This window comes from Virgibacillus proomii (assembly GCF_900162615.1).
Classification (GTDB): Bacteria; Bacillota; Bacilli; order Bacillales; family Amphibacillaceae; genus Virgibacillus; species Virgibacillus proomii.
Genome location: NZ_FUFN01000010.1, coordinates 1,483,629 through 1,503,278, shown reverse-complemented (window position 1 = coordinate 1,503,278; position 19,650 = coordinate 1,483,629). Strand labels below are relative to the sequence as shown.

The window sequence follows — 19,650 nt, the reverse complement described above, 5'->3', positions numbered from 1 at the left end:
ATCACTTCTTTCTCTCCTTTAAGTCATCTCTTAACTCCAATGCCCGGTTGTAAATTTTCTGTCCGGGAAACCCTTTTTTCTCCATATCATTGATCCAAGTTTGAGAGATGGAATCTAATGCCCGCTCCCATTCAACTCCCATTTGTTCATTTATCTCAATTATCTCCGTACCATTATCTTCTGCTAATTTTCTCCCTTTTTCTCCATCAACATCAAAAACACTCCCACTCTTTATGGACGTTTCCAGATCCGTAGCCCCATTGATAATTTCTTTTTCTTCATTCGACAAATGTTCATATGTATTCTTATTCATAACCGCAAAAAATGGTGTAGTTGAAAAATTTCCTACTGTAATATAAGTAGCTACCTCATATAAGTTATAATTATAAAGCGCCTCTAAAGGAACCATTGCTCCATCAATGACACCACGTTCCATTGACTCATAAACATCTCCCATTGGCATCGACACTGGCACAGCTCCCAATACCTCTAAAATGTCGTTTGCTAATGGTGAGGGAGAACGAATACGTAAACCCTTTAAATCCTCTGGTGATTGAATGGGATGCTCCTTTGTGATTAGTTGTGCTGGGTCAGCAGTAAATAAATAAAGTGGTATCGTATCACTGTGTTCTGCTTGAATACTCGGAAATTCTTGATATAAATGTTCCAGGATTTCTGAACCATGAGCCGCTGTCTCAGCCAAAAATGGCAGTTCTAAAATCGATACTAAGGGGAATCTACCAGGGGAATATCCGTGTACACTTAATGCAATATCCACCTCCCCTGTAACAGTCATATCATACTGAGAACCTGCTTCTCCCAATGCATTGGCAGGATATATATCATATGTAATAACTCCATTTGATTTTTCTTCTATTTCACTACCTATTTCTTGAAACACTTCTGTCTGAATCGGATGATTACCTGGCAAAAAGTGCGAAATGATGAAATGATGTTCTGATCCAGTTGAAGCTATTCCTTGTGAGCATGACGTAAGTAACAACATGAAACATATAGCTATAAAATAACTTAATCGACGTGACATCCTTCTCCCTCCATTAATAAATTTATCTTTATAAAGTGAATCTTCAATCAGTAGAGATTTTTCCTTTATCCTCCACTTATCCTCTCAGGTTTCATCTCTAGCATGGAAGAGCAGAACTTACTACAAGTTACATGGGGGATAATTAAAACACGAAGCACCCACAAAGAAAACGTTTACATAATATATAATATTATGTACGATTTCATTTACAATTTCAATAAATTATTAGAATAATTCGATAAATTGGAGATAGTACATCCGTATTAATTTCATTTTTTTAGATGTTCATGATAACTTTATACTTTCGTGCGATTTACAAGGTTTGAGAAAACCCCTAAATGATTTATGAAAATTAACATCATTTAGGAGCTTTCAATACTTGTGCTTCCTATAAATATTTTTACTGCTCGCTCCGGTCAATGGACTCATTTGAGCACATCTGTTACTTAATCGCAAGCTTTACCGCTAATCGAGCTTATGGCTCCTTTTAGCATACGAAATCCTAAAAAAATACCCGATCTTGTACAAAATTGCTCTGGTCTTTAAATGCATCTCTAGTATTTAATTTATGCATTCGAGCAACTTTTTCAATTATTTCAAAGTCAGCTCTTTTCCTCAATAACTCAATTAATTGCTCATGTTCCTCAATGGAAGCTAAGGCACGCTTTGGATGAAAAGCAGAACCTGCTCTGCGAATCGAGTCAAGCTTTATCCATAACCGACGAATTTCATCAACTAAAAATGTATTCTTACAATGTGCATAAATCAACTCGTGAAAGGCACGATTTAATCTTCCAAAATTTTGGAAGTTGAATTCATCGATAGCCTCCTTCATTTGGTTATTTTTTTCCGATAGTTCTGCCAGCTTTTCTTTGGTAATGCCGTGTTGACTGCTTAAAGCTGTCCCATATCCTTCCATGACTGCTAAAACAGACATTGTATTAAAATACTCATCTTTATTAATTGGAGTAACTATTGGTCCTATATTATTTTGATATTCAATTAAGCCTTCTGCCTCAAGTTGGCGAACTGCTTCACGAATTGGAATTGCACTAGTAAATAACTCTTTCACCAATTGGTTAATTACAATACGTTGTCCAGGTGCATAATAGCCTTCAATAATACGCGACTTCATATAATCATAAGCTCTTTGTTTTTTTGTAATCGATTGATTTTCCATAGTGGATATATCATATACTATATAATATATGATTGTCAAAACCGATTGTATAAGCTTCTTCACTTGTATTCTAGTCAAATAACATTGCTTATTACAACGTAAGGTCATATGCTCAGAAGATTTCTTGAGATTGAAACGTTTTTCGTATAATCTAACATGGCAGATATTTCTCTTAATTGCTTGATTCGATTGACTGGACTCTCTTATTTTATTAGTTTTTATAACGCTCATGAATATTATTTAGTTTATACGTAGGTGAGGTGAATTCATAAAGTTCTAGTGATAACGCAAAATAACGTCTCTTATAGATCGAAGAAAAATGGCGCTTCAGAGCAAAAAATACCTCATCACATAATTGTTTTTTTGCTTCCACTGACCTACCCTTCCCTAATTTTAAGGTTACATGAACAAAAGCGTCATCTGCTGTTCCATCTGCTACGAGATAATTATTTAATTCAATTGCTCTGGACCTAAGTCCACCAATTGGAATGATATCTTGATGAATAAGTAATGTGGCATTTACTGTTTTTAGCAACTCAGGAATATTTGCCGCTTCTTTAATATTATCGGTATATTCAATAATTAAATGAGGCATCAGTGCTCCTCCCTTTTAGATTTGTTACTTTTGAAATGACTCCTCACCGACAATTGTATTAACTAATTGCCCTATTCCTTCTATTTCTGTAACCACTTCATCACCAACAAGCGTGTTTACTGATCCTTTTGGTGTTCCTGTTAAAATAATATCATTCGGATATAATGTCATAAACTCACTTAAATATTCAATTAATTCCGGAATACTTAAAAGCATATCAGCCGTTGTTCCTTCTTGTGTTACCTTTCCATTGACGTATGTACGCAATGTTAAATTCATAGGATCTTTCATATCTTCTTTATCAATAAGCCATGGACCGATTGGCGTGCAGCTGTCCCGATTCTTTACACGAAGATTCGGCCGATAATAGTTTTCTAAGTAATCACGAATCGCATAGTCATTTGCGATTGTATATCCTTTAACATACTGATAGGCATCTTCTCTTTTCACTTGCTTGGCCTGTTTGCCAATCACGACAGCTAACTCACACTCATAATGCATAAAAGTAGCGTCATCAGGGCGCATCGTTTTCCCATTATGTCCAATCAATGTATTCGGACCTTTAAAAAAGATAAGCGGCTCTTTTTGAACAGCTGAAAAAGATAATTCCTTGGCGTGATCTGCGTAATTTAACCCTAATGTGAAGATGGTATTTGGCACGACTGGTGGTAGCCAAACAACCTCTTCTTCTCCAACTACCCTCCCATCCTGAAGCTTGACTCCAGTAGCTGTTACAATCGCTTCATGCAAAAGCCCTTGATAAGCAACTCGTGCATACTTCATGTTATTCCTCCTTCCCAACCTACTTTAGATGTTAGCTTATTTTCTAGCTTTCCTATATGTTCAATTTCTATTTGCACCAGATCATTTACTTTAGCTAGTGGTGGATCTTCGGGAATACCAACTAGTAAAACATCTCCTTTTGCCAAAGTCATAAATTCTGTAACGTTTGCAAGCAATTTTTCTATTGGACGAAGCAGATTACACGTATTATTTTCCTGCTTCACTTCTCCATTAATTTTTACGCATATGCGTAATGCATTCGGATTAGCAACTGCTTCCTTCCTAATTACCCATGGGCCGATCGGACAAAATCCATCACGTGATTTTTCTTTAATTGCCGGTCGATACACATTAGTATGTGGTATACTTACATCATTTACAATCGTATATCCCTCTATAAAAGAAAACGCTTCTGTTTCTTTTACGTTTGTTGCCGTTTTTCCAATAACAATTCCTAAAGCTGCCCCTATTTCTAGTTCTGTTATGCCTTCAGGTAATGAAATGGCTGCTCCATATGAGGAAAAGGTATTCCTTGGTTTTATATATAAGATGGGCGCATTTGGCGGTGCATGGTATGGGGCTTGCGACATAGACGGTTCTAACTGTTTATACGCCTTTCGATAGTTTAATAATGTGCCGTAAACTGTACCGGAAACAGGAATATCAAATCTGACTTCTTCCATGTTATATAATTTTCCATCTATTGAAATTTTTTCATCACGCAGGCTTAGCTTTACTTCTTGATAAGGCTTAATTCCACATAGTTTAGCCCGAGCAGTTTGCACCTTATATCATCCCTTCTTTATATTTTCAAATGATTTAAAAATATTCGTGTGCAGGGTCCGTTTAACCATTTGACAACTACTCAACTCCATATGAACTTCTAAGCTTGAAATGTCACACCGTTTTAACATATTAGAAAAACTTGGCTTGTCGCCAAGTCTTTAGCGAAAGCTGTAGTTTTTCTTATACTCTAGACCCTAAAATAAACTTAAGCAATATCCTGACAAATAATGCTACTACGATATTGCTTAAGAGTCAAAAAATTCTATTGCCAAACAGCTAATTATGCACATTGTAACAGTTTTTCGTATTCTACTAATGTTTCTCGTATTTCCTGTTGTAACTTCTCTGAAGGTAAATCCATTGGCAGACGGAGTACGGGTTCAATTTTCCCCATCATTCCTAGCGCTGCTTTCACTGGAGCTGGGTTGGTATCTTTAAAAAGTACATCATTTAATTTCATTAATTCAAAATGGAGATCTTGCGCCAGTTTTACATTGCCTTCCTCCCAGGCATTATGCAATTCAGCAACCTTTTTTGGCTCTACATTAGAAGTTGCACTGATAGACCCCGCACCTCCAATGGCAAGCATTGGATAACAGAGCAGTTCAATTCCAGAAAACAACAAAAAGTCTCGACCACAGTTAAGCAAGACACGATTTACATGTTCAAAGTCTTTATTAGACTCTTTTACACCAACGATATTTGGGCAATCTTCATTTAATCTAGCTAATGTTTCCACTTCCAGATTGACTGCAGTTCTCCCAGGTATATTATAAACAATAATTGGAATATCAACGGAGTCTGCAACTGTCTTAAAATGCTTATATAATGCCTGCTGATTCGGCTTATTATAGTATGGAACGATAACCATAGCTGCATCTGCGCCCATTTCCTGCGCCTTCTTTGTTAAATACATCGTCTCCTCATGATTCGTTGAACCTGTCCCTGGCGCAAAAGGCACTCGTCCATTAATTACTTTTTTGGCATTTTCCATAACGTTTACCCGCTCTTCTATGCTTAACGAGCTTGGTTCTCCGGATGTTCCTGTTACAGAAATTGCATGAGTACCATTTTCCAACTGATACTCAATTAACTCCGCCTGTTTTTCATAATCGACTTCATAATTTGCCTTAAAAGGGGTAATCAACGGGGTCATTGAGCCCCGTAATCGCTGTTTAATTTCAGTAAAATTTTTACTCAAGTTAACCATCCTTTCTATCTACCTATTTTTCAAAAGTGAAGCTTCATTCAAGGAATGCTTTTCTCCTTGAATGTTAGTACCGCAAGGCTATGACCTAAAGGCCTTCTGAACGAATCGGGCATTTAGGTGCCGTTTATCCCACTTTAACTTTTCTTCGTATTCTCTATAATTCGTGAAGCGAGGTTTACGGCAACCTACATGCGGGATAAACACTTCTTCATGCTTAAGATAGCTTGTTGAATCTCTCAATGAATAAGGTATTATGACTAAGTTCACCTTTATAACAAAACAGCAATTGCACCTGAATCTCTCTCCCAAAACCATGTTTTTTTAGTATGTTAAATAACAAATTGCGGCTTACTTTTCTTTAATACAGGTTCATGCAACGGTATTTTTTGACCTGAATGGATATCTAATACTATTGATGCCTCATCAAACCAGCTATCTGGCGCTTCATGTCCCCAAAATGTCTGACGCATTGGATCATCTAACTCCCATTTAATGGGTTTAAAATCCGGGTCACTAGTTAAATAGTCTCCATTGTATAATTCAATTCGATGGCCATCTGGATCTCTTACATACAAGAATAACGCATTTGACAACCCGTGCCGTCCTGGCCCTCTTTCAATATTTCGCCCATAACCAAGTGCAGCTAGAACATCACAACCATCTATTAAACTCATTGGATCTCTTAACCAGAAGCCAATATGATGTAACTGTGGTCCAGACCCATTCATAAAAGCGATGTCGTGTACCGAAGGCTTCCGATGCAACCATGCGGCCCATATTTTTTCATTTTCATCGACGGTATACTCAGAACAAGCGAAGCCTAGTTCATCTATATAGTAGTTAGAAGCTTCTTCGACATTTGCCACCATACAATTAAAATGATCAATACGCTGTACTTTAGCTCCCTTATATAATTCATAGCGCTGAAGTAAACGATCAACTGTCTCCATTTCCGCATAAAATTCAAGTGGTAAACCTGCCTTATCTTGAATACGAAGAGCGCGTCCAACTGCTTTTTGGGTACCTTTTTTAAGCCATTTCACATTTTTCCCTTGTTGAAGAAAGAGTTTTTCCAAATCATCAAGATTCTCGTCGGCAATGACCTTATAGCTAATTACTTCAACCGCTGCCTCCATACGCTTTTTTAACCACAAACTATGATGGTTATGCTCCTCTAGCCCGCGCAGGAAAATATTTTCATCATCTGCTTCCGTCACAATAAAGCCCAACGCCTCATAAAATGCCCTTGATCTATCTAAGTCAGTAACATGTAAAACAGCGCGTCCTGAACGGATGATATTAAATATCATGAAAACCTCCTCCTCTATTTCCCAAACTGCGGAATATAATGGTCCTTTAATGCAACATGAATAATTTGGGTTTCTGTGTAAAACTCAAAGGCATAATGCCCACCTTCACGGCCTATTCCACTATGTTTCGCTCCGCCAAACGGGGTTCTTAAATCCCTTACATTTTGTGAATTGACCCATAGCATTCCAGATTCTATTGCTTGGGCAACACGATGTCCTCGCTGAATGTCCTTTGTCCATACATAGCCTGCTAAACCATAACGGACATCATTTGCTAATTCAATTACTTCTTCTTCATCCGTAAACGTCATAGCTGCAATTACCGGGCCAAAAATTTCTTCTTGAACGACTCGCATATCATTTCTTGCATGCAAAAGTAATGTTGGTGCAATGAAGTTCCCATTACCAGGTGGAATATTACCGCTAATCACCTCACATCCTTCCTCTTCTGCAAGCTTGAGATAGTTTTTTACATTTGTATAATGTTCCTTATGAATCAACGGACCGACTAGTGTATCGCTTTCTAACGGATCACCAACTTTAATATTGACAATTCGTTGTTTTAACTTTTCGATAAAAGGTTCCGCAACCGTTTCATGAATATATAAACGGGAATTAGCTGTACAGCGCTCCCCATTAAATGAGAAAATCCCCCATGTACAAGCATCCAATGCTCGTTCTATGTCCGCATCCTCAAATACAATAATTGGTGATTTACCACCAAGTTCCATAGAGAACCTTTTTAACCAATCAGCACCATTTTTTATAATTTCCGAACCGGTTTTCGTTTCGCCCGTGAATGAAATAAGCGCTACATCTGGATGAGCAACGAGCGATGCACCCGCTGTTTCCCCATAACCATGTACGACATTAAACACCCCGTTTGGTAAACCAGCTTTATCAATAATTTCAGCTAGTCGATTGGCGGTAAGCGGTGACCATTCCGCTGGTTTAAGTACGACTGTGTTTCCGGTTGCAAGTGCTGGTGCAAGTTTCCACGTCTCTAGCATAAATGGAGCATTCCAAGGAGTGATCAACCCTGCTACTCCTACAGGCTTATGAATGGTATAGTTTAAAAATTCATCATCAACCTGATAAGCTTCACCAACCATACGTGTAGCTACCATTTCTGCATAAAAGCGAAAGTTATAAGCAGCTCTACTGACCATTTTCTTCGTTTGACTAATTGGTAATCCGGTATCAAACGACTCCAAGGGAGCAATTTCATCAATATGTTCATCAATGAGGTCAGCAATTTTATAAATATAAGCTAACCGATCTTTTACTTTTAGCTTGCCCCACTCCCCTTTAAATGCATTTTTTGCAGCATGAACTGCTTTATCTATATCTGCTTGCTCTCCCATCGCTACCTTGTTGATCGTTTCATTGGTAAATGGACTGCTATTTTCAAATACTCTGTTATGCTCAGCATCAACAAATTGTCCATCTATATAAAGCTGTATATCTTTTACTTGTTGCTTCATTTTCGTATGTTGATCTGCAAGTTGTTTTGCCATGCTATCCGCTCCTTTTTTATATATAAAATCATATATCATTCAGATGATAGAAAGATCCGTTATACATATTCAGCTGGTTGATACTTCCCATACTTTCCACCATAAAATGTTAACGGGTTGCCCTCGGTTAACAAAGCATCAACTACGCTTCCAATAAAAAGTGTGTGATCACCTACCACATACGTTCGATCTACTTCACAAACAACGGATGCAAGCGATCCCTGAATAATAGGAACATCGTAAAACATTGCAAAAGGAATTTCATCGTATTTTTTTGCCTGACCAGCAAAGTGCATAGAAATATCTTGCTGTAAATCTGATAGTACATTAACTGCAAATTTACCCGAACAGTTGATTTTGTTTAGCATATTTGCCCGATTATCAATGGAAACCGTGATCAATTTCGGGTCTAGTGAAACCGACATAAACGCATTCGCTGTCATTCCATGAACTTCTTTATTTGCATTTGTCGTAATCACTGTCACTCCAGTAGCAAACCGCCCCATAGCATTGCGAAAAGCTCTACTTTCCATGTCTATACCCTCCTTTTTATCTACTTTTGAGAAGCTTCATGATCATTTTGTTATCTTTACTTTCTATACTTTTAATAAGAAGGTATTCGAAAATCAGTAAAATGACGCAGCAAAGTCTCGAAATTCTGCTTTTTATCCTTCCGTATAAGACAATAATGACAGGTGATTAAGCTCCTTTCCTTCTATCAGTAATCTTCTTTTAAAACTAAAGTGTTAACGTATCGATTTTTTGGCTGCTTAAAAACTCTCGCACTTGGGCTTTATATGTTTCTTTATCATATTTATCAAAATAAGCCATTCCCATTTTAATAGGATCACCAAAGAAGTAATATTCATAATGTGTCTGTCTTGCGCCAAATGCACTCATCGTTAAATCCCATGCTAAACGAAAAATTTGTACACGTTCGTATCCTTCCACATTCTTCCCTTGCATGGCACGGTGCAAAATGGGGCCAATCTCTTCATTTTCAAAGTCTTTATAGGTTGGAATTCCCATTAATCCTGAAGCTCCGAGGATCCTAACAATTTCAGCCATTCTTGGATATACACGTGGAAACCAGTTTCTAGCAGCATCTAACGCAGTAAAGTCAGGAGTCATCATCCCCCACTTATCTATTTTGGCATTATGCTCTGCGCGAAACAGATGAGACTTCATCGTCTCCAATGTCAGCATAATTTCGGTTCCTTTATCCTTTACATGTTGAAAGCCATCAATTCCAATGGAATCCATCAGTGTGAGTACGACACCAAGTAAAAATTCTGTTTTGGCGATATCTTTTACTACCACTTGATGTGTCATATGAACGACGGCATTGGTTTCTATAAAAGCCCGATTACAAATGGACGAATTTTCCAATACAAAGATTCGATCCCATGGAACTAACACATGATCAAATGCTACAATCGCATCCCCTTCTTCAAAAGAAGCGCTTAATGGATGATCATATTTATTACTGCCAAATATAAAAGCTTCCCGACTTAAAAACCTTAATCCCGGTGTATTATTCGGCAAGGCAAATGCTAAGGAAAAGGGATCGTCAAGCTCTCCAGATTTTTTGACAGTTGAAGGAAATACTAAAATCTCATCTGTGATGGCTCCCTGTGTTGCAAGTAGCCGAATCCCATCAACAATGACACCATTATCGTTCTTTTCCACAACATGCAAGGCGACATTCGCATCTTTTTGTTCCGCCTGAATTTTCGCCCGGTTTACTTGTGGATGAATTAGTGTATGAGTTAAACTAATATCATTTTCTCTAGCAAATTCCGCGTAGTTTCTCGCATTTTCTGCAAACATCGGATCTCCTTCAGCAAAAAATTCACTAGCCTGCCCCATCGCCATCACATCTGCATTCAAGTAATCAGGAGATCTGCCCATTAATCCTTTTGTAAAACATTGCCAATCCATAATCGCTTCCCGGCGTTCTATCAAATCTTCAACCGTTGACGGAACCATAAATGTTTTTCCGATTGGATCACCGGTTGTTGGTGACGTATATAACATTTTCTCTGGTTTTTCATACTGCATATCATATAATCTTGCCATGGATTGAATCACATTTTTAAAAGCTGGATGTTCTGTCACATCATCAACACGTTCTCCATGAATATAAACATTATTTTTTGCTTTCTTTAAACGATCAATATATTGTTGCCCTGTTTTAGCCGGCATATATTTCCCTCCCTCATTTATTTCGTAAGCGCTAACAACAACATCCTTCGCATACGTTATATTTGGTATTATTCCCTCCCTATTATCTGAATAATACTTTTAATTTGAATAATACCATAATTATTACTATATTAATAATATCTATTTCATTAATAATCGATATGAAAATTATATACTTTTAACTTAGATATATTGCTATCATATATAAATCTACAAAAAAGCTTTCAAAAACAGGAGGTATGGAATGAATTTAAGGCAATTGCGTTACTTTCAGACGATCGCTAAGGAAGGGCAAATTACCCGTGCTGCACAAAAGCTCCATATGGCTCAACCACCCTTAAGTCAAAGTCTTAAAGAATTAGAAGAGGAATTAGGGGTAAGGCTGATGGAGCGTAATGGAAGAAAAATGGAACTAACAGAAGCTGGAAACATCCTTTATGGAAAAACGGACATCCTTTTTCAATATCTTGAAGAGGCGATTACAGAAGTAAAAGACACTGGTTCCGGGATAAAGGGTACATTATCCATCGGTTGTGTAAAGACATGCTTCAATCATATACCGAAGCAACTGAAAGCTTTTCAAAAAAAATATCCTAACGTTCATTTTCATTTAAAAGAGGGTGATTCTTCGCTTCTTGCAGAACAATTAATTCATAGAGAAATTGATGTAGCTATCATTCGCCTGCCTATTAACATGGATAAGTTTTCGATTCATCCCCTTCCAGATGAAAACTATGTAGCTGTAATTCCGGAAAGCTGGTTAGGGTCTTTTGAAAGCATAACCATGAAGCAGCTGAGTCAGCTGCCATTATTATTGCTGCATCGGATAAGTGGTATCGGACAATATGAATTGATTTTGGAGCAGTTTTATAAATACAAGTTAACTCCAAAAATTGTTTGCGAATGTCCGGATGTTGATATGATACTTCAGTTAGTTAGTGAAGAAGTTGGAGCAACGATTATTCCTGAGTCCACACTTTATCGACATCACTTTAGTGGATTAAAACAACTTCCGATTAAAGGCCATACGTTTATTTCTAAATCAGCGCTAGTTTGGCTAAAGGATCGTTACTTACCTAAAAGTGCGAAACGATTTATAAAACTGTTTCAGGAAAAAAAGCAATGCGAACATGTTGAAGTGTGTAATCAAAAAGTCCGGTAAAATGATTCCATATCATTTATTTATAGTTAAACTGGATAAAATTCTAGCTAAAGTTAATTTAATGCAGAACCTAAGTTATATCAGTGTAACTAGGTCTTCCCTAGTTTTCTTTGTTATCTAGGGGAACGATAGCCGCCGTTTACATGGTAGATGTAGATATCTTTTTTAAAAAATAAGTCATGGTGGAAGCTCTACAACGTAGAAAGGATAAAGAAAAGGCGGTGACGTAAGAGGTCAATGTGGACTTTTAAGAAAACCGAAGTTTACCCCAGCTTAAAGGAATACCAAGAAATCTATCTAAACAGGAGAGATAAAAGCAGCTTAGATATGGAGAAATTTCTAAGCTGCTTTTATTTTAATCAAGGAGTAGGCTATGACCTATAACCCTTACAAGAAACAACGGAAGGATTGTACCACATTTATCCCGTACATAACTGGGCAGTAAGACCTGCTCCTCTCCACGCTACACCCAGTAGAGGATTCAACTGCAAGTCAAATGCCCGATTCTGTTCACTTTAACCATCAGTGGGGGATAAAAGAAAATCCCCACTGATTGTAGTTTCACTTTATTCCCGATTACCTTTAAGCTTGCCAGGAAGTTTCAGTGCCATCCCAAACACCAAAACGGAGAAAGCCAGACAAATCATCGCAACAAGATGTAAATTATCATGACTTACTTGTTGATTAAAAGTTAGACCAAGCAAACTGGAAGAAAGGATAGCTCCCATATATCTGCTCGTTTGAAATAAACCGGAAGCTTGTCCCGTATCTTCCTTCTTAACATTTTCATATAATGCTGTCTGCATGGAAATATTGTTAAACCCATTACTAGCTCCTAAAACACTCATAATCACAAGTAACCAACTTAATGAAGAAGTTTCATGATACGTTAATAATAATCCGGTCCCGATTAAAAGTAACCCTACGCCAACAACTGCAGGTAACTTTGAACCAAGCATATCTATCATTCGACCTGCGAACGGAGCGATAATAACTCCAAATCCCGCTAAAGCCAGCATAATAATTCCTGACTGTGCTTCACTATATGTCAATGCTTGCTGGAGAAAAATAGGGAACCCAAAAAAGTAGCAATAATATATCAAATTGATACTCATAAATTGAATATAAATCATCGTTACGTTTGGGTTTTTCTTTAAACGATGAATGTCCATAAACGGAGCAAATCGCTTTTCTTCAAATTTATAAAAACTAAGCGCAGTCACGAGAAAAACAACGAACGCCCACCAGCGAATATTCCCTTCTTCAAACGAGAGCAAAAATAAAATTAAGCTCGTCACAGACACCGTAAATAAAAAAATCCCTGTGAAATCAATTTGCTTCATGCTCGTATTTTTTTCTTTTGTCGTTGGTAAAACAAAAATAGCTAATACAAAGGATAAAATAATAAATGGAAAATTAACGAAAAAGATAGCTTGCCAATCCCATGAATCAATTAAAAAACCACCGACCGACGGGCCAAAAGCTGCTGATGTGGAAGCAAATATAGACAACATAGCAAGTGCTTGCCCTTGACCTTTTGTAATATGTGTCCGAATCATACTCATCCCGCTTGGGAACAGCGTGGAGCTGCCAATTGCCTGCAATGCCCGGCATGCTAATAGAAATGGAAAGTTTGGTGAAAAAGGTGCTAACAGCGACGCAAAAGCAACAAGCGCTAATCCGGTCATAAATAATCGTTTTGAACCAAACATGTCACTCAGCTTCCCCATAACAGGCTGACCAGCTGCACTTGCTAAATAGAAGATAGAAATAAGCCATGATGCATTCACAAAAGACAATGTAAAATCATCCTGAAGACGTGTCACTGCAACTGCAATCATAGATGAATTCAATGGATTTAATAAAGTTCCTAATCCAATAGTAATAATAAACAACCAACGTTTCTGCTTTAAAACTGACATGAAATCACCAATAAAAAATTTTTTAGAAAAACTGGCTTATCGCCTAGTCTTTAGCGAAAGCCATAGTTTTTCTTATACTATAAAGTGAAACTTCATTCAGTAGGAGTTTTCTTCCATCTCCTACTGATTGTTAGTTAAACGAATCGGGCATTTAGGTGCCGTTTTCTCCCACTTAGACCTTTTGTATCAACTTAAGATTTTGAAGTGGGAGTCTTACGGCACCTTACATGCGGGATAAACCATAAAATTTTACACTTTCCTATAGTGTTAGAAAAACTTGGCTTGTTCGCCTAGTCTTTATGTCGAAAGCTATAGCTTTTCTTATACGATAAAGCCTAAAGTTTTATACTTTCCTATAGTTTAAAGAAAACTAGGACTTCGCCAAGCCACTGCGCAGGCGAATTGTTTTATCACACTTTTACATAGCTATTTCTATGATTCTTAATGTATGAAAAACCTATTTCTATCATAGGCGAAAGCGTTCCATAGGTGAAGTTATAAAGTTATTTGAATCCATTAGAAACATTTACTTCCTATCTTGCAGTTGTTTCTGCAGGCTTATTAATGATTTTTCAAGTTGCTTCATCATTGCTTCCATTCCTTGTTTTGGTGGTAATTGCTCGGATAAATAAATTGGCTCGCCAAAAATAATCTGCGGTTTCATCCGTTTAAAAAGATCTTTAAAATTATTGGGTCCTTGATAAGCAACTGGTACAATTGGAACCTTTGCGTAGCTGGCAATTGTAATAGCGCCTCTTTTTAATGGCACCTCTTCACTTGTTCTTGTCCCACTTGGAAAAATACCTACAACCTTACCTTCTTTCAACAAACGCCTCGGTATTTTGATCGCACTTGGTCCTGGATTTTCTCTATCAACAGGAAATGCATTTAATTTTTCCATCAACCATCTTAAGAAACGTGACTGAAAAAGCTCCTTTTTTGCCATATAATGTATTTTAGTTGGCAGCATACAAACCCCAAGCCACAATATATCTACCCATCCTGTATGTGTACAAGCAATTACAAAGCCCCCTGATAAATCAGCATTTTCTTTTTGATAAACCTTAACTTTCCCAAATACACTTAAAATTATTTTTAATGCATACGCACAAAAATGATACACCATAGTTAATCTCCTTCTGCGTTGATGTTTTTGTTTTACGACTACATTTTAACATATAGTTATAGTATCTGGTACTAATTTTTTATTTATATTTGAATTTACTGTAACAAAGTAGGTATCGATTTAAGAAAAGGATCTCTATATCGTGCTACGCTTTAAAGATCTTAGCCCGTTTTTGTTAAACAGAACTCTATTTTGCTGTAAAATAGGAGTACTAGCTATTTTTTAATAGCTAAGTACATATTCTCTTTAAATTAAGGGGGGGTTCCGTAGTGAATGGAACAGTGCATGCAGCAATTGGTACAGTAACCGGATTTATCGTCGCAAACAATTTACAAAGCTCTCCTTCAGAAACTGTTTTGCTGATTAGTTTAGGAGCGACATCAGCTTTAATTCCTGATTTAGATATTGATGGCAAATTACGGGGAAAAATAACCCTATCCCATAAAATTTTACGAGCCGTCACTCAAGTAGTCGGTATCTTGCTTATCATCTATAGTTTGTATAAAGGAGTCGATTATCGAGATTGGATAGGAATTGGTATTGGATTCGCTTTACTTTCCTTATCTCTATCCATTAAACGAAAGCATATGTTAACCATTACCGGAATTGGTATATTAGCAGCGGGGGTTTCATTCGGTGAGGTTTGGCTTAGCCTTGTGGGAATTTATATCATTATTGCTTCTTTTGTTCCTCACCGCACTTATACGCACTCCATTGTCGGTCTTATTTTCTTTGGTTATATTGCCTTTCAATTCCAACAATCTATGAAGATCGAAGGAGCCTATTATACTTGTGTAATCGGTTATATTAGCCATCTGATCGCAGACAGCAAATGTATTCCTTTTAATAGACGAGGCATAAAACTATTTTTACCATTTTGGAATAAAGAGGTATAGTCATCTCTATTTTTACAGCTTCAGCACTTGCTAGCGACGTACAACATTAGAAAGAGCTATTGTTTTTCTTATACGATAAAGTGAAACTTCATTCCGTGAAATGCTTTTTACATGGAATGTTAGTTGAACGAATCGGGCATTTAGGTGCCGTTATCTCCCACTTAGACCCCTTTGTGACCAACTCAGGACTTGAAGTGGGAAACTTACGGCACCTTACATGCGGGATAAAGCCTACAGTTTTATACTTTTGTATAGTACAAAAAAGGGTGACCAAAAAATTTTAAACTTTGGCACACCCTTTTTTTATTTACTACTTTCTATAGTAGATCCTTGAAGTTCTTTACAACATTTTCTACTGTAAAGCCAAACTTTTTAATCACTTTATCTCCCGGGCCTGAAACGCCAAATGAATCAATGCTCATAACTGCACCATTAGTGCCTACATACTCTTGCCAACCAACTTTAGATCCCATTTCAATGGATAAACGTTTATCTAATTCTTTCGGAAGAACCTGCTCTTTATAATCAAGCGGCTGCTTATCAAATAGATTCCAAGATGGCATGCTTACAACATGGACATAAATTCCTTCTTCCGCTAATTTTTTCTGTGCTTGAAGTGCTAAAGAAACTTCAGATCCCGCAGCAATTAAAATGCCTACAGGAGTTGTTTTTGCCTCCGAAATAATATATGCTCCTCTTATTACGCCTTCTTGCGCTTTTTCTGCTGTTTCAGCTAGCGTAGGCAAATTTTGTCTTCCTAACACAAGCATCGTTGGCTGATTTTTTTGTGACACAGCGATTTTCCAAGCTTCTTTTGTCTCATTCGCATCTGCCGGACGTAATACGGTAAGATTAGGCATAGCACGAAAGGCTGCCAAATGCTCAACAGGCTGATGAGTAGGACCATCTTGACCGACTGCTACACTATCATGAGTAAAGACATACGTAACAGGCAACTCCATTAAAGCAGATAATCGAATAGCCGGACGCAGATAATCTGAAAACACAAAGAACGTACTTACAAACGGTCTTAGATGATGTAAAGCCATTCCATTTGCAATGCCACCCATTGCAAATTCGCGTACCCCAAAGGAAATATTTCTTCCAGCATAATTTTCCTTTGTTAAATTAGCAAATGCTGTTAGCCTCGTTTTAGTAGAAGCATCTAAATCAGCAGAACCACCTACAAGTTCAGGGATATTATTTGCTAATGCTTGTAATACTTTACTGGCCGAAGCTCGAGTTGCTATGGACTCTCCCACTTCAAATGTTGGTAATTTCTGATCCCAACCTTCAGGGAGTTCTCCAGCAATGATTCGTTTTAACTCACTTGCAAGCTCCGGATATTCATTTGCATAGCGCTCAAAAAGCTGATTCCATTCTTGTTCTTTTTTAACGCCATTTTCTTTAATACTGCCAAAGTCGTCATATACTTCTTCCGGCACATAAAAATCTTCTTCATAATTCCATTTATAAAAGGCTTTTGCACGTTTAATTTCTTCCGCGCCAATTGGATCACTATGCGCATCGCTTTTTCCTTGAATGGTTGGAGCACCATAACCGATGACCGTTTTGATTTCAATCAATGTAGGACGAGTTTCATCCTCCTTCGCTTTATTGATTGCTTTTTCAATGGCTTCTATATCATTACCATCTTTTACAAACAAATATTGCCATCCACAAGACTTAAAGCGCTGTTTAATATCCTCTGAAAAAGACAGGGCCAATTCTCCGTCTAAACTGATGTCATTTGAATCATATAATACGATTAAACGACCGAGCTTTAAATGTCCAGCCAGTGATGCTGCTTCATAGGAGACACCCTCCATTAAATCACCATCACCGCAAATGGCATACGTATAGTGATCAATAACTGGAAATCCTTCTCGATTATAAGTTTCAGCAAGATGTCTTTCCGCAAGTGCTAACCCGACACTTCCCGGTATTCCTTGTCCAAGAGGACCTGTTGTTAATTCAACTCCTGGTGTAACCCCGTACTCCGGATGTCCTGGAGTCTTACTTTCTAATTGTCTAAAGTTCTTTAGTTCATCTAGGGATAACTCAAACCCGGCAAGATGCAGTAAACAATATTGAAGCATGGAACCATGTCCGGCAGCTAATACAAATCTATCTCTGTTAAACCATTCCGGATTTTTCGGATTGATATTCAGTATATTTTTCCAGAGGCTATATGCCATCGGAGCTGCCCCCATTGGCATACCAGGATGCCCGTGCTGTGCTTTTTCAACACTATCTATCGTAAGCGTACGAATGGTGTTAATTGATAAGTCTGCAATGTTTTTTAGTTCTTCACTCATCATAATTCCTCCATATTATTTTTAATAGAAACTGCGTGCAATTAGTTAGCATTTTCTGTAGAGCTCTTTTTTTTGCCAAATGGAATTAACATGAAACCAAGAATAACAATTAAGCTAATAACAATGGCAACTGGTCCTGCATAGTTTGCCAGCGAGCCGAAAAAGATACCTGAAACGCCAAAGTCAGCATCAGAAAATGTTGTATTAGCAAATCCTAACTCTCCTAATACCGGTAATAAAAATACTGGTAAAAACGAAATGATAATTCCATTGACAAATGATCCGGCAACGGCTCCTTTTATCCCGCCTGTTGTATTGCCTAGAACCCCAGCAGCTGCTCCAGTAAAGAAATGAGGCACTACTCCAGGAAGAATAATCGTCGTTCCCGTGACGAACATAATTACCATACTAAAAATTCCGCCAATAAAACTGCTGAAAAACCCAATTAAAACAGCATTTGGTGCATACGGATAAATAATTGGAACATCAAGTGCCGGTTTAGCGTTAGGCACAAGCTTTGTGGAAATCCCTTTAAACGCTGGTACAATTTCTGCTAATACTAAACGGACACCAGATAAGATAATAAATACACCAGCTGCAAAGCTACCGCCTTGAATCAGAGAGAAAACCAAATAGTTCATTCCTTCACTTAGTTCTGCTTCAATAAATGAAGCACCTGCAAATAAAGCGACAATTACATACATCACGACCATTGTTAAAGCAATACTAACCGTACTATCTCGTAAAAAACTAAGTCCTTTTGGAAAATTGATATTTTCCGTTGAATTTTCTCTGCTGTTCTTAAAAATTTTTCCAGTTAATCCACTTATTGCATATCCTACTGCACTAAAATGTCCAAGAGCCACATTATCATTTCCAGTAAGCTGCCTCATAAACGGCTGAACGATTGCTGGTGATAGCGTCATTACTATTCCTAAAGCAACAGCACCCGCTATAATTAATGGTACTGTATCGAATCCTGCTACCGCCATAATAACAGCAAACATACAAGCCAGATAAAGTGTATGATGACCTGTTAAAAATATATACTTATATCTTGTAAACCGGGCGATTAATATGTTGACAATCATACCAAAAAACATAATTAACGCTGTATTTGTTCCGTATTCTGTAAGAGCTAAAGCAACAATGGCTTCGTTGTTTGGCACTACCCCTGATACATGAAAAGCTTCTTGGAACATAGTACCAAATGGAGTTAAAGCTTTCTCCAAAATTCCTGCACCTGCTGCAATGACAATAAAACCTACAAATGTTTTAATTGTTCCCTTCATGATCTCGGATGCATTTTTCTTTTGTGCTAATAGACCGATTAACGCAATTGCAGCAACCAAAATAGCAGGCTGACTTAAAATATCAACTAATACACTTAAGAAATTATTCATAGAAACCATCCTTTCGTTATTTATAGAAAAACATTCAAAAAATATGTTAAAAATGATCCATCGAATTTCTTTGTACATAGAAGCACAAAATTTTAGCTCGGAAGTTAAACAACCAAGTAGATTTTTTTAATGTCCAAAGTATAGTGCAGCTAAGTGATGTCTGCACTCCGCTAGCCATTTTTCCTTATTGCC

General features: G+C 37.4%; 16 protein-coding genes. 2 read left to right on the top strand and 14 right to left on the bottom strand.

From position 1 onward, the window contains the following. Nucleotide 1: 1 nt before the first annotated feature. The 10 genes from BN1066_RS14475 to hpaB form a co-directional block, all read right to left on the bottom strand. Nucleotides 2-1,045: a TRAP transporter substrate-binding protein gene (locus BN1066_RS14475; protein WP_077320166.1), complete on the bottom strand. Its 1,044-nt coding sequence runs from the start codon at nucleotides 1,043-1,045 to the stop codon at nucleotides 2-4. Between the two features lie 502 nt (nucleotides 1,046-1,547). Further along, the gene (locus BN1066_RS14470) at nucleotides 1,548-2,225 is read right to left on the bottom strand and encodes a GntR family transcriptional regulator (protein WP_077320165.1); all 678 of its coding nucleotides are present in this window, start codon (nucleotides 2,223-2,225) and stop codon (nucleotides 1,548-1,550) included. Between the two features lie 211 nt (nucleotides 2,226-2,436). Continuing rightward, nucleotides 2,437-2,820: a 5-carboxymethyl-2-hydroxymuconate Delta-isomerase gene (locus BN1066_RS14465; RefSeq protein WP_077320164.1), complete on the bottom strand. Its 384-nt coding sequence runs from the start codon at nucleotides 2,818-2,820 to the stop codon at nucleotides 2,437-2,439. Nucleotides 2,821-2,844: 24 nt separating this feature from the next. Further along, on the bottom strand, nucleotides 2,845-3,603 hold the full coding sequence (locus BN1066_RS14460; protein WP_077320163.1) for a fumarylacetoacetate hydrolase family protein: 759 nt from the start codon (nucleotides 3,601-3,603) through the stop codon (nucleotides 2,845-2,847). Beyond that, entirely contained in the window at nucleotides 3,600-4,388 is a 789-nt protein-coding gene (locus BN1066_RS14455; protein ID WP_077320162.1) for a fumarylacetoacetate hydrolase family protein, read from the bottom strand. The genes BN1066_RS14460 and BN1066_RS14455 overlap by 4 nt, the downstream gene beginning before the upstream one ends. A 281-nt stretch (nucleotides 4,389-4,669) precedes the next feature. Beyond that, nucleotides 4,670-5,545, bottom strand: a complete 876-nt coding sequence (gene hpaI / locus BN1066_RS14450) for a 2,4-dihydroxyhept-2-ene-1,7-dioic acid aldolase (protein ID WP_245799849.1) — start codon at nucleotides 5,543-5,545, stop codon at nucleotides 4,670-4,672. Nucleotides 5,546-5,928: 383 nt separating this feature from the next. After that, nucleotides 5,929-6,909, bottom strand: coding sequence for a 3,4-dihydroxyphenylacetate 2,3-dioxygenase (hpaD, locus tag BN1066_RS14445; RefSeq protein WP_077320160.1), 981 nt, complete (start codon nucleotides 6,907-6,909; stop codon nucleotides 5,929-5,931). Between the two features lie 14 nt (nucleotides 6,910-6,923). After that, nucleotides 6,924-8,426 (bottom strand): 5-carboxymethyl-2-hydroxymuconate semialdehyde dehydrogenase, encoded by a 1,503-nt coding sequence (gene hpaE / locus BN1066_RS14440; RefSeq protein ID WP_077320159.1) that lies wholly within the window; start codon nucleotides 8,424-8,426, stop codon nucleotides 6,924-6,926. 59 nt (nucleotides 8,427-8,485) lie between these two features. Further along, nucleotides 8,486-8,959, bottom strand: a complete 474-nt coding sequence (locus tag BN1066_RS14435; RefSeq protein ID WP_077320158.1) for a flavin reductase family protein — start codon at nucleotides 8,957-8,959, stop codon at nucleotides 8,486-8,488. Between the two features lie 205 nt (nucleotides 8,960-9,164). Next, on the bottom strand, nucleotides 9,165-10,631 hold the full coding sequence (hpaB, locus tag BN1066_RS14430) for a 4-hydroxyphenylacetate 3-monooxygenase, oxygenase component (RefSeq protein WP_077320157.1): 1,467 nt from the start codon (nucleotides 10,629-10,631) through the stop codon (nucleotides 9,165-9,167). 244 nt (nucleotides 10,632-10,875) lie between these two features. On the opposite strand from hpaB, the gene BN1066_RS14425 reads away from it, so the two are divergent. Further along, a complete protein-coding gene (locus tag BN1066_RS14425; RefSeq protein ID WP_077320156.1) occupies nucleotides 10,876-11,793 on the top strand; it encodes a LysR family transcriptional regulator in 918 nt (305 codons plus the stop codon). A gap of 566 nt (nucleotides 11,794-12,359) precedes the next feature. On the opposite strand, the gene BN1066_RS14420 is transcribed toward BN1066_RS14425, so the two are convergent. Together BN1066_RS14420 and BN1066_RS14415 are read right to left on the bottom strand one after the other, a co-directional pair. Continuing rightward, the gene (locus BN1066_RS14420; RefSeq protein WP_077320155.1) at nucleotides 12,360-13,715 is read right to left on the bottom strand and encodes an MFS transporter; all 1,356 of its coding nucleotides are present in this window, start codon (nucleotides 13,713-13,715) and stop codon (nucleotides 12,360-12,362) included. Nucleotides 13,716-14,241: 526 nt separating this feature from the next. Next, nucleotides 14,242-14,838: a lysophospholipid acyltransferase family protein gene (locus BN1066_RS14415; RefSeq protein ID WP_077321494.1), complete on the bottom strand. Its 597-nt coding sequence runs from the start codon at nucleotides 14,836-14,838 to the stop codon at nucleotides 14,242-14,244. 272 nt (nucleotides 14,839-15,110) lie between these two features. On the opposite strand from BN1066_RS14415, the gene BN1066_RS14410 reads away from it, so the two are divergent. Next, complete coding sequence (locus BN1066_RS14410) at nucleotides 15,111-15,737, top strand: metal-dependent hydrolase (RefSeq protein ID WP_077320154.1); 627 nt, start codon at nucleotides 15,111-15,113, stop codon at nucleotides 15,735-15,737. Between the two features lie 317 nt (nucleotides 15,738-16,054). Here the strand turns inward: BN1066_RS14410 and tkt are convergent, their stop codons facing one another. Further along, entirely contained in the window at nucleotides 16,055-18,055 is a 2,001-nt protein-coding gene (tkt, locus tag BN1066_RS14405) for a transketolase (protein ID WP_077320153.1), read from the bottom strand. A gap of 41 nt (nucleotides 18,056-18,096) precedes the next feature. Continuing rightward, nucleotides 18,097-19,458, bottom strand: coding sequence for a PTS ascorbate transporter subunit IIC (locus BN1066_RS14400; RefSeq protein WP_077320152.1), 1,362 nt, complete (start codon nucleotides 19,456-19,458; stop codon nucleotides 18,097-18,099). Between the last annotated feature and the right edge of the window lie 192 nt (nucleotides 19,459-19,650).